The 15,312-nt window shown below is 74.6% G+C and carries 1 protein-coding gene; it reads left to right on the forward strand.

The genetic code is table 11. From position 1 onward, the window contains the following. The first annotated feature begins 686 nt into the window (after nucleotides 1–686). Complete coding sequence (locus tag RVR_RS36020) at nucleotides 687–15,275, forward strand: type I polyketide synthase (RefSeq protein WP_202238200.1); 14,589 nt, start codon at nucleotides 687–689, stop codon at nucleotides 15,273–15,275. Nucleotides 15,276–15,312 lie beyond the last annotated feature (37 nt).

Here is a 15,312-nt window from a genome sequence, read left to right on the forward strand (position 1 = left end):
CGGCCAACTGCTGCACTCGTGCAGTTGGACAGCGCCATCCCAGGTGGCCGGGCGTTCCCGCCGCGCAGGGCCAAGCCCTCAGGTCAGACCGGTTGCACGGCCCGGGGTCCGCCGGTTAGCGTTCCCTCGCCCGGTGAACCTGTCGCAGAGGACATCTCCGAAACGCATTGCACCGCCGATATCGGCACATGCGTTCTCGCGTGAACCGGAAGCGGGACCGGAGATGTGAATTCCCGACCGCGCCTGTGGCCGCCGCCGAACCGGCCCGTTCGGTGAGCGACGCCATTCAGGCGCGGTCGTTCTTCCGTGTCGCGTACGCATGACTGAGATCTGAGGGGGCGTCTGCCGTCATGGCTTGTTCGGGGTGCTCAGCGGCGGCCGACGGCGGTGCGTCGCACTCCTCGCCGCCCCGGGCCGCCGCGCCCGCCGCGGTGACGGGCATGCGCGTCACCCCGCCCCGGCACGGCTCCCGACCCGACGGCCTCCGCTCCGGAGCGGCCTCCCGGCACGACGGCCGACGCGGCTGCGCACACGGTTCCCGGCTCCGGGTCCGCCCGCGACCCGGCAGCGGCGAGCGTTGAGCCGGCCCGGCGGCCGCCGCGCGCGCGACCCCCGCCCACCACGGCGGGCCCTCCACGCCCCGAGCACCCGGCACATCCTTGCCACCAGGGAAACGGCGATGACACATGGCTGACGAAGACAAGCTCCGCGACTACCTCAAGCTTGTCACCACCAACCTCCGCCAGACCCGCCAGCGGCTGCGCGAGGTCGAGGAGCAGAGCCAGGAGCCGATCGCGATCGTCGGCATGGGCTGCCGCTTCCCCGGCGACGTCCGCGGCCCCGAGGACCTGTGGCGGCTGGTCGCCGACGGCACCGACGCCATCACCGGTTTCCCCACCGACCGCGGCTGGGACCTCGACGCCCTGTACGACCCCGACCCCGACCACCCGGGCACCTCCTACTCCCGCCACGGCGGGTTCGTCCGCGGCATCGCTGACTTCGACGCCGGCTTCTTCGAGGTCAGCCCGCGCGAGGCGCTGGCGATGGACCCGCAGCAGCGCATGGTGCTGGAAGTGTGCTGGGAGGCGTTCGAGCGCGCCGGCATCGACCCGGAGTCGCTGCGCGGCTCGGCCACGGGCGTGTTCGTGGGCGCGTTCTCCTCCGGCTACGGCGCCGACCTGCCGGTCGAGGCCGAGGGCGCCGAAGGGCATCTGGTCACCGGCACCGCCAACAGCGTGCTGTCCGGGCGGGTCGCCTTCAGCCTCGGCCTGGAGGGACCGGCGGTCACCGTGGACACGGCCTGCTCCTCCGCGCTGGTCGCCCTGCACCTCGCGTGCCGGGAGCTGCGGTCCGGCGAGTGCTCCCTCGCGCTGGCCGGCGGCGTCACGGTGATGGCGAGTCCGTCGGTGTTCGTGGGCTTCTCCCGCCAGCGCGGCATGTCCGTCGACGGCCGCTGCAAGTCGTTCGGCGCATCCGCCGACGGCTCGGGCTGGTCCGAGGGCGCGGGCATCCTCCTGCTGGAGCGGTTGTCGGACGCGCGGCGCAACGGCCACGAGGTCCTGGCGGTGGTGCGGGGCAGCGCGATCAACCAGGACGGCGCGTCGAACGGGCTCACGGCGCCGAACGGCCCGTCCCAACAGCGGGTGATCCGGGCCGCGTTGGCGAACGCCCGGGTCGAGGCGGCCGACGTCGACGTGGTCGAGGCCCACGGTTCCGGAACGGTGCTGGGCGACCCGATCGAGGCGCAGGCGCTGCTGGCCACCTATGGCCAGGACCGGCCGGAGGGCCGTCCGCTGCGGCTGGGGTCGGTCAAGTCGAACATCGGGCACCCCCAGTGCGCCGCCGGTGCGGCGGGCGTGATCAAGATGGTGATGGCCCTTCGCCACCAGGTGCTGCCGAAGACCCTGCACGCGGACGAGCCGTCGCCCCACGTGGACTGGTCGGCCGGCTCCGTCCGGCTGCTGACGGAGTCCGAGCCGTGGTCGGCGGAGGACCGGCCCCGGCGCGCGGGCGTGTCCGCGTTCGGGATCGGCGGGACGAACGCGCATGTGGTGTTGGAGGAGGCGCCGGCGGTCGAGGGCTCGGCTGTCGAGGTCGTGGGGGTGGTGGACGGTGGTGGGGTGCCGTTGGTGTCGGGTGTGGTGCCGTGGGTGGTGTCGGGGCGTTCGGTGGAGGGGCTTGGGGCGCAGGCGGGTCGGTTGGGTGCGTTCGTGGCCGACCGGCCGGGGGTGGATGTCGCGGATGTGGCCTGGTCGCTGGTGTCGTCGCGCGCGGCGTTCGAGCGCCGGGCCGTGGTGTGGGGCGGGGAACGTGCGGAGCTGGTGGCGGGGCTGGGCGCGGTGGCGTCGGGGGAGGCTCGTTCGGGTGTGGTGTCGGGTGTGGTGTCGGGTGTGGCGGGTGATGTGGGTCGGGTGGTGTTCGTGTTCCCGGGTCAGGGGGCGCAGTGGGTGGGGATGGGGCGTGAGTTGGCGTCCTCGTGTGGGGTTTTTGCGGAGCGGTTGGCGGAGTGTGGTGTGGCGTTGGCGCCGTGGGTGGGGTGGTCGTTGGAGGACGTGATTGGGGGTGTGGAGGGTGCTCCGGGGTTGGAGCGGGCTGAGGTGGTGCAGCCGGTGTTGTGGGCGGTGATGGTGTCGTTGGCGGCGGTGTGGGAGGCGGCGGGGGTGGTGCCGGATGCGGTGGTGGGGCATTCGCAGGGGGAGGTGGCGGCGGCGACGGTGGCGGGGATGCTGAGTTTGGAGGACGGCGCGCGGGTGGTGGTGGTGCGGTCGAAGGGGTTGTCGGGGTTGGGGGCGCGGGCGGGGATGGTGTCGGTGGTGATGCCGGAGGCGGCCGTGCGCGAGATCTTGGAGCCCTGGGGGGAGCGCCTTTCCGTTGCCGCGGTGAATGGTCCTGCGGCGACGGTGGTGTCGGGTGGTCTGGAGGCGTTGGCGGAGTTCGAGGGGGAGTTGGCGAGGCGGCGGGTGATGCGGTGGCGGGTGTCGGATACGGATTTTGTGGCGCATTCGGTGTTGGTGGAGCCGTTGGAGTCGTTGTTGGCGGGGGAGTTGGCGGGGATTCGGCCGGTGTCGGGTCGGGTGCCGTTGTTCTCGACGGCGGAGTCCCGGTGGATGGACGGTGCCGAACTGGACGCCGGTTACTGGTTCACCAATGTGCGGCGGACGGTGCGGTTCGCGGACGCGGTGAGGGGGTTGGTCGAGAGCGGGCATCGTGCGTTTGTGGAGGTGTCGCCGCAGCCTGTGTTGGGTGGGGCGGTTGAGGAGACGGTGGGGGATGCGGGTGGTTCGGGTGTGGTGGTGACGGGGACGTTGTCGCGGGAGGGTGCGGGTGGGGAGCGGTTTGTGGCGTCGTTGGCGGCGTTGTGGGTGGCGGGTGGTCCGGTGGATTGGCGGGCAGTGGTGGGTGGTGGGCGGCGGGTGGAGTTGCCGACGTACGCCTTCCAGCACCAGCGGTACTGGCCGAGGCCCGCGGACGCGACCGTCGCGGCGGCCCCCGGGGACACGGCGGGTGCCTCGCCCGCCGAGACGAAGTTCTGGGCCGCGGTCGAGCGCGGCGACCTGGACGAGTTGGCGGGCACGCTCGCGGCGGCCGAGCGGGAGCGGCTGGCCGACCTGCTGCCGGTGCTGGCGTCCTGGCGGCAGCGCGAGCGCGACCACTCCGCGGCCGACGCGTGGAGGTACACCACGGAGTGGGTGCCGGTGGCCGAGCCAGCCCCCGCCCGCCTGGCGGGCACCTGGCTGCTCGTCACCACCACGGGGCAGAACGTCTCCCCGAACGCTGGGGAGGGCGAAGGGGAGGGCGAGGACGCGACCGGGACGGCGGCGGCGTGCGCCGAGGCGCTGGAGCGCCACGGCGCACGTGTGGTCTCGGTGACCGTCGAGCCGGAGCGGCTGGAAAGGGACGTGCTGGCGGCCCGGTTCAGGGACGTCGTCGCGGACACGGGCCCGGTCGCGGGTGTGGTGTCGTTGCTGGGTTTGGTGGAGGGGGTGGTGCCGGGGTTGTCTGGGGTTTCGGTGGGTGTGTTGGGTGCGCAGGTGGTGGTGCAGGGTTTGGCGGATGCCGGGGTGGGTGCGCCGGTGTGGTTGGTGACGTGTGGTGCGGTGGCGGTGGTGCCGGGTGAGGTTGTGGTGCGTCCGGTTCAGTCTCTGGTGTGGGGTTTGGGTCGGGTGGCGGGGTTGGAGGTGCCGGAGCGGTGGGGTGGTGTGGTGGATCTTCCGGTGGTGTGGGACGGGCGGGTGGGCGCTCGGTGGGTGGGGGTGTTGGCGGCGGGGGTTGAGGATCAGGTGGCGGTGCGTGTGTCGGGGGTGTGGGGTCGGCGTCTGGTGCGGGCGGCGCGTCCGGTGCGGCGTGGTGCGGGGTGGGTGCCGTCGGGGACGGTGTTGGTGACGGGTGGTACGGGGGCGATCGGTGGTCACGCTGCGCGGTGGTTGGCGGGGCGGGGTGCGCCGCGTGTGGTGTTGGTGTCGCGGTCGGGTCCGGGTGCGGTGGGGGTTGCCGGGTTGGTTGCCGGGGTGGCGTCGGCGGGTTCCGCGGTGGAGGTGGTGTCCGCTGATGTGTCCGATCGTTCCGGTCTGGAGGGGTTGTTGGGTCGGATCGGGGCTGGTGGTCCGGGGCTGTGCGGTGTGCTGCACACGGCCGGGTTGGTGCAGAACACGCCGTTGGAGGAGTCGTCGGCGGCGGAGATGGCGGAGGTCCTGGCGGCGAAGGCCGAGGGTGCCCGGCTGTTGGACGAGTTGACCGCGGGCCTCCCGTTGGAGCAGTTCGTGGTGTTCTCCTCGATCGCGGCGACCTGGGGAAGTGGCGGTCAGCCGGCCTACGCGGCGGCGAACGCGTACCTCGACGCGCTGGCGGAGCATCGTCGGGGCCGAGGGCTGCCGGCCACCAGCGTGGCGTGGGGACCCTGGGACGGCGGCGGCATGACCGATGCCGAGATCGGCGGGCACCTCCGGCGCCGGGGTCTGCGGCTGATGGACCCCGCGCTGCTGGTCGGTGCGCTGGCGACGGCGGTCGACGCGGGCGAGGGCCCGGTCACCGTCGCCGACGTGGACTGGGCGACGTTCGCGCCCCCCTTCACGCTGCGGCGGCCGAGCCCGCTGCTGTCGGGCGTCCCGGAGGCCGTACGCGCTCTCGCCGAGGCGGCGGGCAGCGAGGACACCGGGACCGGTGCCGCAACCGGCACGCCTCTCGAACAGCGGCTCGGCGGACTGTCCGCGGGCGACCAGAGCCGTCTGCTCACCGACCTGGTGCGTACCGAGGCGGCCGCCGTACTCGGCCACGCCTCGCCCGACGCCATCGAACCGGGCCGCGCGTTCAGCGAACTCGGCTTCGACTCGCTCACCGCCGTGGAACTGCGCAACCGTCTCGCCCGGACGACCGGGCTCCGGCTGCCGGCCACCCTCCTGTTCGACCATCCCGCTCCCGCGCCGCTCGCGGACTTCCTCCGCACCGGACTGACCGGCGTCCCGGGCACCACCGGCGTGGACGGCGCGCTTCCCGAGGCGCAGGCGGCCACGGCCGACGAGCCGATCGCGATCGTCGCGATGAGCTGCCGGTTCGCCGGCGGGGTCCGCGGTCCCGAGGAGCTGTGGGACCTGCTGGCGTCCGGGGGCGACGCGATCGCCGGCTTCCCCACCGACCGCGGCTGGGCGACCGACGAGCTGTACGACACCGATCCCGACCGGGCCGGGAGCCTCTACGTCCAGGGCGGCGGATTCCTCCAGGGGGCGACGGAGTTCGACCCCGGGTTCTTCGGGATCAGCCCGCGCGAGGCGCTGGCGATGGACCCGCAGCAACGCCAGGTGCTGGAGGCGTCCTGGGAGGCGCTGGAGCGCGCCGGGATCGACCCCGCCGGGCTGCACGGCAGCAGGACCGGCGTGTTCGTCGGCGCGTCCCCCTCCGGATACGGCTACGAGACGGAACTGCCCGCCGAGTTGGAGGGACACGCGCCCACCGGCATCGCCGCGAGCGTGCTGTCCGGCCGGGTGTCCTACACCCTCGGGCTGGAGGGCCCCGCGGTCACGGTGGACACCGCCTGCTCGTCGGCGCTGGTCTCGCTGCACCTCGCGTGCCAGGCGCTGCGCTCCGGTGAGTGCTCCCTCGCACTGGCGGGCGGCGTGGCGGTGATGGCCAGCCCGGTGTGGTTCGTGTGGATGTCCCGGCAGCGCGGGCTCGCGCCGGACGGGCGGTCCAAGGCGTTCTCGGCCGAGGCCGACGGCATGGGCATGGCCGAGGGCGTCGGCATGCTGGTCCTGGAGCGGTTGTCGGACGCGCGGCGCAACGGGCACGACGTGCTGGCCGTGGTGCGGGGCAGCGCGGTCAACCAGGACGGCGCGTCGAACGGCCTGACGGCGCCCAACGGCCCTTCCCAACAGCGGGTCATCCGCGCCGCGTTGGCGAACGCGCGGGTCGGCGCGTCCGAGGTGGACGTGGTGGAGGCGCACGGCTCGGGAACGGTGCTCGGCGACCCGATCGAGGCACAGGCGATCATCGCGACCTACGGCCAGGACCGGCCGGACGACCGGCCGTTGTGGCTCGGTTCGGTGAAGTCGAACATCGGCCACACCCAGCAGGCCGCGGGCGCCGCCGGCGTGATCAAGATGGTCCTCGCGCTGCGGAACCGGGTGTTGCCGCGGACGTTGCACGCGGAGGAGCCGTCGCCGCATGTGGACTGGGCGTCGGGTGCGGTGCGGTTGTTGAACGAGCCGGTGGAGTGGCGGTCGGAGGGCCGGCCGCGGCGGGCGGGTGTGTCGGCGTTCGGCATGAGCGGCACCAATGCGCACGTGATCCTGGAGGAGCCGCCCGCCGACGTGCCGCCCGCCGACGCGCCGGTCGGCGCCGACGTGCCTGTCCCCGCGGGCCGCGAGGACGGCGCCGCCGCCGTGGAGCGGGCTCCGCGCGGTCCCCTCGTGTCGGGTGCGGTGCCGTGGGTGGTCTCGGCACGGTCGCGGCAGGCGTTGGTCGCGCAGACGGACCGGCTGGGCGCGTTCGTGTCCGGCCGCCCGGAGGCGGCGCCCACCGACGTGGCGTGGTCGCTGGCGACCGCCCGTTCGGTCTTCGAGCACCGGGCGGTCGTGATCGGCGGTGGCGCGGAGGAGCTCGCGGCCGGCCTGGCCGCCGCCGCGGACCAGCCCGGCGCGGAGATCGTGGTGCGGGGGGAGCGGGGGCCGTCGGTGGTGGGTGGGGTGGTTCCGGCCGGTGGTGGGGGTCGGGTGGTGTTCGTGTTCCCGGGTCAGGGGGCGCAGTGGGTGGGGATGGGGCGTGAGTTGGCGTCGTGTTGTGGGGTTTTTGCGGAGCGGTTGGCGGAGTGTGGTGTGGCGTTGGCGCCGTGGGTGGGGTGGTCGTTGGAGGACGTGATTGGGGGTGTGGAGGGTGCGCCTGGTCTTGAGCGGGCTGAGGTGGTGCAGCCGGTGTTGTGGGCGGTGATGGTGTCGTTGGCGGCGGTGTGGGAGGCGGCGGGGGTGGTGCCGGATGCGGTGGTGGGGCATTCGCAGGGGGAGGTGGCGGCGGCGACGGTGGCGGGGATGCTCAGTTTGGAGGATGCGGCGCGGGTGGTGGTGGTGCGGTCGCGTGCGTTGTCGGGGTTGGACGCGCGGGCGGGGATGGTGTCGGTGGTGATGCCCGAGGCCGCCGTACGGGAGATCTTGGAGCCCTGGGGGGAGAGCCTTTCCGTTGCTGCGGTGAATGGTCCTGCGGCGACGGTGGTGTCGGGTGGTCTGGAGGCGTTGGCGGAGTTCGAGGCGGAGTTGGCGAAGCGGCGGGCGATGCGGTGGCGGGTGCCGGACACCGACTTCGTGGCGCACTCGTCCTTGGTCCGGAGCCTGGAGCCGGTGCTCGCGGCGGAGTTGGCGGGGATACGGCCGGTGTCGGGTCGGGTGCCGCTGTATTCGACGGCGGAGTCCCGGTGGATGGACGGTGCCGAACTGGACGCCGGTTACTGGTTCACCAACGTGCGGCGGACCGTGCGGTTCGCCGATGCCGTGGAGGTGCTGGCGAGCGAGGGGCACCGTACGTTCATCGAGGTGTCGCCGCATCCGACGCTGGAGGCGGGCATCGCCGACACCGTCGATGCCATGGACGACGTCCCGGCCCCCGTCATCAGCGGGACCCTGCACCGTGAGTCCGCCGGCGCCGTCCAGATCCTCACGGCGCTCGCCCGTATCCACACGCGTTCCGCCACCGTCGACTGGGCGGCCGTGCTCGGAGCGGGCGAGCGCGTCGACCTGCCGACGTACGCCTTCCAGCACGAGCGGTTCTGGACGGCCATGGCGGCACCCGCGGCTCCGGTCGCGGCGACCGGGGGCGACGGCGCCGTCTCACCGGTCGAGGCACGCTTCTGGGCGGCCGTCGAGGCCGGTGACCTGGGTGAACTGGCCGCGACGCTGGCGACCGACGGAGAGCGGCCGCTCCGCGAGGTGCTGCCCGCCCTCGCGTCCTGGCGGCGCGCGGAGCGCGACCGGTCCGCCACGGACGCCTGGCGGTACAAGGTCGAGTGGGTGCCGGTCGGCGAGGCGCACGCGCCCCGCCTGTCCGGCACGTGGCTGCTCGTGGTGCCCGCGGCCGACGCGGTGGCCGACCTGCCCGCCACCGCGTCCGGCCTCGCGGCGGACTGCGCGCGGGCGCTGGCCGAGCACGGTGCCCGTGTGCTGACCGTCACCGCCCCGCCGGGCCGCTCGGACCGGGGAGCCCTGGCCGGCCTGCTCGCGGAGTCGCTGCCGGAGGGCGGCGAAGGCACCGTGCTCGGCGAGATCGCCGGCGTGGTGTCGTTGCTGGCCCTCACCGGGGGCACGGCGGCGGGCTTCGGGAACGGCGCGAACGGCGTCCCGGCCGGTCTGTCGGCGTCGCTGGGACTGGTGCAGGCCCTGGGCGACACCGGGATCGAGGCGCCGCTGTGGACGGTGACGTGCGGCGCCGTCGCGGTGGCTCCCCGTGAGGCGCTGACCGGTCCCGTCCAGGGACTGGTCTGGGGCCTGGGCCGGGTCGCGGCGCTCGAACACCCGCAGCGGTGGGGCGGTCTGGTCGACCTGCCGCCGACGCTGGACGGCCGGACGGGGGCACGCCTGGCCGCGGTGCTGGCGGAGCGCGCCGAGGACCAGGTGGCGATCCGCGCCGCCGGGGTGCTGGGCCGCCGCCTGGCGCGGGCGCCCCGCCCGTCCGCCCGCGCTCAGTGGACGCCGTCGGGCAGCGTCCTGGTGACGGGCGGCACCGGGGCGATCGGCGGGCACACCGCCCGCTGGCTGGCCGAACGCGGCGCACCCCGGCTGGTGTTGACGTCCCGATCCGGCCCGGAAGCGGCCGGAGCCGCTGAACTGGCCGCCGCAGTGGCGGAGTCGGGAACCCCGGTCGAGGTGGTGGCCGCGGACGTCGCCCGTCGCGAGCAGGTCGCCGGGCTGCTGGACCGGATCGCGTCCACCGGCCCGGAACTGTGCGGGGTGATCCACTCGGCGGGTGTGATCGACGACGGTCTGCTCGACGGGATGGACGAGGCCCGGCTCGCCGGTGTGCTCGCCGCGAAGGCGGCCGGCGCGGCCTGGCTGCATGAGCTGACCGCCGACCTCGACCTGGAGCGGTTCGTGCTCTTCTCCTCCGCGGCGGCGACGTTCGGCGGTGCGGGGCAGGGCAACTACGCGGCGGCGAACGCGTACCTGGACGCGTTGGCGTTGTCGCGTGCGGCCTCCGGCCGGCCCGCGCTGTCGGTGGCCTTCGGCGCCTGGGCCGGGGGCGGGGTGGCGGAGGCGAACGAGGCGGTGCGGCAGCGGTTGCGGCGCGGCCCGCTGCCCGGCATGGACCCGGCGCTCGCGACCCGCGCGCTCGCCCAGGCGGTGGACGGCCCGAGCGGCCTCATCGCGCTGATGGACGTGGACTGGACCCAGTTCGCGGCCGTGCCCGGCGCCGCCGAGGCGCCCTTCGTCCGGGACCTCCCCGAACTGGCGGCCGTGGTGGGCGCCGCCGCCGCGGCAGCCGATCCGTCCGGCGCCGGGCACCGCCCCGCGGCCGCCGGCGAACTCGCCGACCGGCTGGCGGGCACGAACCGCGCCGGCCGGGACCGGATACTCGTCGACCTGGTCCGGAGCGCGGTCGCCGAGGTGCTGGGCCACAGCGAGCCCGCCTCGATCCCCGTCGACCGGCCGTTCAGCGACCTCGGCTTCGACTCCCTGACCGCGCTCGAACTCCGCAACCACGTCGCCCGCACCACCGGCCTGCGCCTGCCGGCGACCGTCCTGTTCGACCACCCCACCCCCGAGGTGCTCGCCAGGCACTTGCGCGAGGAGATCGCCGGCGACGCGGCGGACGGGCCGGGCACCGACCGGAGCGCGGAGGAGCAGCCGCCGCCCGCCCCCTCGACCCCGCCGGCCGACGACGACCCGATCGCCATCGTGTCGATGGGCTGCCGCTACCCGGGCGGCGTCACCGGCCCGGACGACCTGTGGGAGCTGATCGCGTCGGGCACGGACGCGATCTCCGGACTGCCGCGCGACCGCGGTTGGGACGTGGAGGGGCTCAACGACGCCGGTCCGCACGGCGACGCCTACATCCGCACCGGCGGGTTCGTGCGCGACGTCGACCGGTTCGACCCCGGGTTCTTCTCGATCAGCCCGCGCGAGGCGCTGGCGATGGACCCGCAGCAGCGGCTGCTGCTGGAGACCTCCTGGGAGGCGCTGGAGCGCGCCGGCATCGACCCGACCGCCCTGCGCGGCACCCGTACCGGGGTCTTCGTCGGCGGCTACATGTCCGGCTACGTCGCCGACCCGTACGCCGCCCTCCAGTCGTCCGGCGAGCTCGCCGACCGCGGGCTGGAGAGCCACCTGCTGAGCGGGAACGCGACCAGCGTCCTGTCCGGTCGGCTGTCCTACACCCTCGGCCTCGAAGGGCCGGCGGTGACCGTCGACACCGCCTGCTCGTCGTCGCTGGTCGCGCTGAACATGGCCACCCAGGCGCTCAGGTCCGGCGAGTGCACGCTCGCGCTGGCCGGCGGCGTGACGATCATGGCGGCGCCGAACTGGTTCGGGTTCGCGTGGGAGCGCCAGCCGGGACAGGCGGCCGACGGGCGCTGCAAGGCGTTCTCGGCGGACGCCGACGGCATGGGCATGGCCGAGGGCGCCGGCGTGCTGGTCCTGGAGCGGTTGTCGGACGCGCGGCGCAACGGCCACGAGGTGCTGGCCGTGGTCCGCGGCATCGGCGTCAACCAGGACGGCGCGTCGAACGGCCTGACGGCGCCCAACGGCCCCTCCCAACAGCGTGTCATCCGCGCCGCGTTGGCGAACGCCCGGCTGTCCGCCGCCGACGTGGACGTGGTGGAGGCGCACGGCACCGGTACGGAGCTGGGCGACCCGATCGAGGCGCAGGCGATCATCGCGACCTACGGCCAGGGCCGACCGGCCGACCGGCCGTTGTGGCTCGGTTCGGTCAAGTCGAACATCGGGCACAGCCAGTGCGCGGCCGGTGTCGCCGGCGTCATCAAGACCGTGATGGCGCTGCGGAACCGGGTGCTGCCGCGGACGTTGCACGCGGAGGAGCCGTCGCCGCATGTGGACTGGGCGTCGGGTGCGGTGCGGTTGTTGAACGAGCCGGTGGAGTGGCGGTCGGAGGGCCGGCCGCGGCGGGCGGGTGTGTCGGCGTTCGGCATGAGCGGCACGAATGTGCACGTGATCCTGGAGGAGCCGCCCGCCGACGCGCCGGTCGGCGCCGACGCGCCCGCCGACCGGAACGTGCCGGACGGTGCGGACGCCACGCGGGACAGGGCGCCGTTGGTCTCGGGCGCCGTGCCGTGGGTGGTGTCGGGCCGCTCGGCGGACGGACTGGCCGCGCAGGCGGCACGGCTGGCCGCATTCGTCGCGGAGGAGGAGGGCCAGGAGAACGTCGGCGTCACCGACCTCGCCTGGTCGCTGGTGACGACGCGTGCGGCCTTCGACCACCGGGCCGTGGTCGTCGGACCGGAGCGCGCCGACCTGCTCGCGGGGCTGGACGCCGTGGTGCGGGGGGAGCGGGGGCCGTCGGTGGTGGGTGGGGTGGTTCCGGCCGGTGGTGGGGGTCGGGTGGTGTTCGTGTTCCCGGGTCAGGGGGCGCAGTGGGTGGGGATGGGGCGTGAGTTGGCGTCGTGTTGTGGGGTGTTTGCGGAGCGGTTGGCGGAGTGTGGTGTGGCGTTGGCGCCGTGGGTGGGGTGGTCGTTGCTTGATGTGATTGGGGGTGTGGAGGGTGCTCCGGGGTTGGAGCGGGCTGAGGTGGTGCAGCCGGTGTTGTGGGCGGTGATGGTGTCGTTGGCGGCGGTGTGGGAGGCGGCGGGGGTGGTGCCGGATGCGGTGGTGGGGCATTCGCAGGGGGAGGTCGCGGCGGCGACGGTGGCGGGGATGCTGAGTTTGGAGGACGGCGCGCGGGTGGTGGTGGTGCGGTCGCGTGCGTTGTCGGGGTTGGACGCGCGGGCGGGGATGGTGTCGGTGGTGATGCCCGAGGCGGCCGTGCGGGAGATCTTGGAGCCCTGGGGGGACAGCCTTTCCGTTGCCGCGGTGAATGGTCCTGCGGCGACGGTGGTGTCGGGTGGTCTGGAGGCGTTGGAGGAGTTCGAGGGGGAGTTGGCGAGGCGGCGGGCGATGCGGTGGCGGGTGCCGGACACCGACTTCGTCGCCCACTCGGCGAGGGTCGAGAGCCTGGAGCCGTTGCTCGCGGCGGAGTTGGCGGACATCCGTCCCGCGTCCGGCCATGTGCCGCTCTACTCGACGGCCGAGTCCCGCTGGATGGACGGCACCGAACTCGACGCGGCCTACTGGTACACGAACGTCCGCCGGACGGTGCGGTTCGCCGACGCCGTCGGCGCGCTCGCGGAGGAGGGGCACCGCGTCTTCGTCGAGATCGCGCCGCAACCGGTGCTCGGGTCCGCGGTGTCCGAGACGATCGAGGAGTCCGGTGCTGCCGCCGGGGTGGTCGTGACCCCCACGCTGCTGCGCGAACGGGCGGGCGCGGAACAGATGTTGGCCGCGTTGGCGTCCGTGTACGTCGCGGGGGCCCCGGTCGACTGGGCGGCCGTGCTCGGAGGCGGCCGCCGCGTGGAGCTGCCGACGTACGCCTTCCGGCGCCAACGGTTCTGGACCTCCGCGCCGGACGGCGGTGCCCCGGCGGCGGCCGACGGGGCCGCCTCCCCGGCCGAGTCCCGCTTCTGGACCGCGGTCGAGGGCGGCGACGTCGCGGCGCTCGCCGACACGCTGGCCGTCGACGCGCCGGACCACCTCGCCGAGCTGCTGCCGGCGCTGGCGTCCTGGCGGCGGCGCGAACGGCGGCAGTCCGTCACCGACGGATGGCGGTACACCTCCGACTGGGTCCCGCTGCCCGACACCGGCCCGGCCCGCCTCAGCGGAACCTGGCTCGTGGTCGCCCCGGCCGGGGACCCGGTCCCCGCAGCCGTTCGGGCGAACGCGTACGTCCGGGCGCTGGAGGGACACGGCGCGCACGTGGTGCGGATCGACCTCGGTCCGGACGCGCTGGACCGGGCGACGATCGCCGAGCACCTCGTCACGGCCCGGGCCGAGGCGGGAGGGGAACCACCCGCCGGGGTGCTGTCGCTGCTGGGCCTGGTGGAGACACCGGTGCCCGGGTCGGCCGGGGTCCCGTTCGGGGCGCTCGGCTCCCAGGCGCTGCTCCAGGCGCTCGGTGACGCAGGTGTCGGCGCGCCGGTGTGGATGGTGACGTGCGGTGCGGTCGCCACCGTCTCCGGCGAGGCGGTGCCGGCGCCCGTGCAGGGACTGGTGTGGGGCCTCGGCCGGGTGGCGGCGCTGGAGGTGCCCGAGCGCTGGGGTGGTCTCGTCGACCTCCCGCCCGTACCGGACCGCCGGGCGGACGCACGGTTGGTCGCGGTGCTCGCCGCCGGCGACGAGGACCAGGTGGCGGTCCGTCCGTCCGGAACGCTGGCACGCCGCCTGGTACGGGCGCCGCGTCCGACGGTCCGCGAGGGCGCGTGGATGCCGTCGGGGACGGTGCTGGTCACAGGCGGCACCGGGGCGATCGGCGGGCACACCGCGCGCTGGCTTGCGGGGCGGGGCGCGCCCCGGGTGGTGCTGACCTCCCGGTCGGGCCCCGGCGCGGCACACGTGCCCGCACTGGCCGCGGAGCTGGCCGGGGCCGGAGCGTCGGTCGGCGTGGTGGCGGCGGACGCGGCGGACCGGAACGGGCTGGCCGGCCTGCTGGGGCGCCTCCAGGTCAACGGTCCGGCCTTGTGCGGTGTGCTGCACACGGCCGGGTTGGTGCAGAACACGCCGTTGGAGGAGACGGACGCGGCGGAGATGGCGGAGGTGCTGGCGGCGAAGGCCGAGGGTGCCCGGCTGTTGGACGAGTTGACCGCGGATCTCCCGCTGGAGCAGTTCGTGGTGTTCTCCTCGATCGCGGCGACCTGGGGCAGCGGCGGTCAGCCGGCCTACGCGGCGGCGAACGCGTACCTCGACGCGCTGGCGGAGCACCGTCGGGGCCGAGGACTGCCGGCCACCAGCGTGGCGTGGGGGCCCTGGGACGGCGGCGGCATGACCGACGCGGAAGGCGGCCGGCACCTCGAACGCCGGGGTCTGCGGCTGATGGACCCCGCGCTGCTGGTCGGCGCGCTGGCGACGGCGGTCGACGCGGGCGAGGGCCCGGTCACCGTCGCCGACGTGGACTGGGCGACGTTCGCGCCGCCGTACACGCTGCGGCGGCCGAGCCCGCTGCTGTCCGGCCTCCCCGAAGTCACCCGCGCGCTCGCCGAGACCGACGAGGAGCAGGCCGCCACCCCGGAGGGCGGAGCCGAACTCCGGGCGCGGCTGGCCGGGTTGGCGGTGTCCGAGCAGGAGCGGGAACTGACGGACCTGGTCCGGGCCACGGCCGCCCCCGTGCTGGGGCACAGCGACCCGCAGGCCGTCGAACCGGGCCGCGCGTTCAGCGAACTCGGCTTCGACTCGCTCACCGCCGTGGACCTGCGCAACCGGCTCGCCGAGGCCACCGGCCTCAACCTGCCGGCGACGCTGCTGTTCAACCACCCCACCCCCGCGGCGCTCGCCGCCCACCTGCGGACGTCCCTGGTACAGGCGGAACCGGCCGGCTCCGCGCCGGTGCTCGCCGAACTCGACCGGCTGGAGTCGATGCTCGACGAGGCGGCCGGCGCGAGCGACGAGGCGGCGGCGATCACGGCGCGGCTGGAGGCCGTCGTGTCCCGCTGGAAGGGGGCCCAGGAGAAGAAGGACGACGCGAGTGTGGCCGACCACCTCGAATCGTCCACCGACGAGGAAGTCTTCGACTTCATCGGCAAAGAGCTTGGCATTTCATGAGGGCGCACATGGGCACGGGAACTCTTCGGCGAGGTGG

It is taken from the genome of Streptomyces sp. SN-593 (assembly GCF_016756395.1).
Taxonomy (GTDB): domain Bacteria; phylum Actinomycetota; class Actinomycetes; order Streptomycetales; family Streptomycetaceae; genus Actinacidiphila; species Actinacidiphila reveromycinica.

Bases quoted from the DNA above. Each gene is read 5' to 3' on its own strand.
- RVR_RS36020 (WP_202238200.1), top strand. From the start codon at position 687: ATGGCTGACGAAGACAAGCTCCGCGACTACCTCAAGCTTGTCACCACC.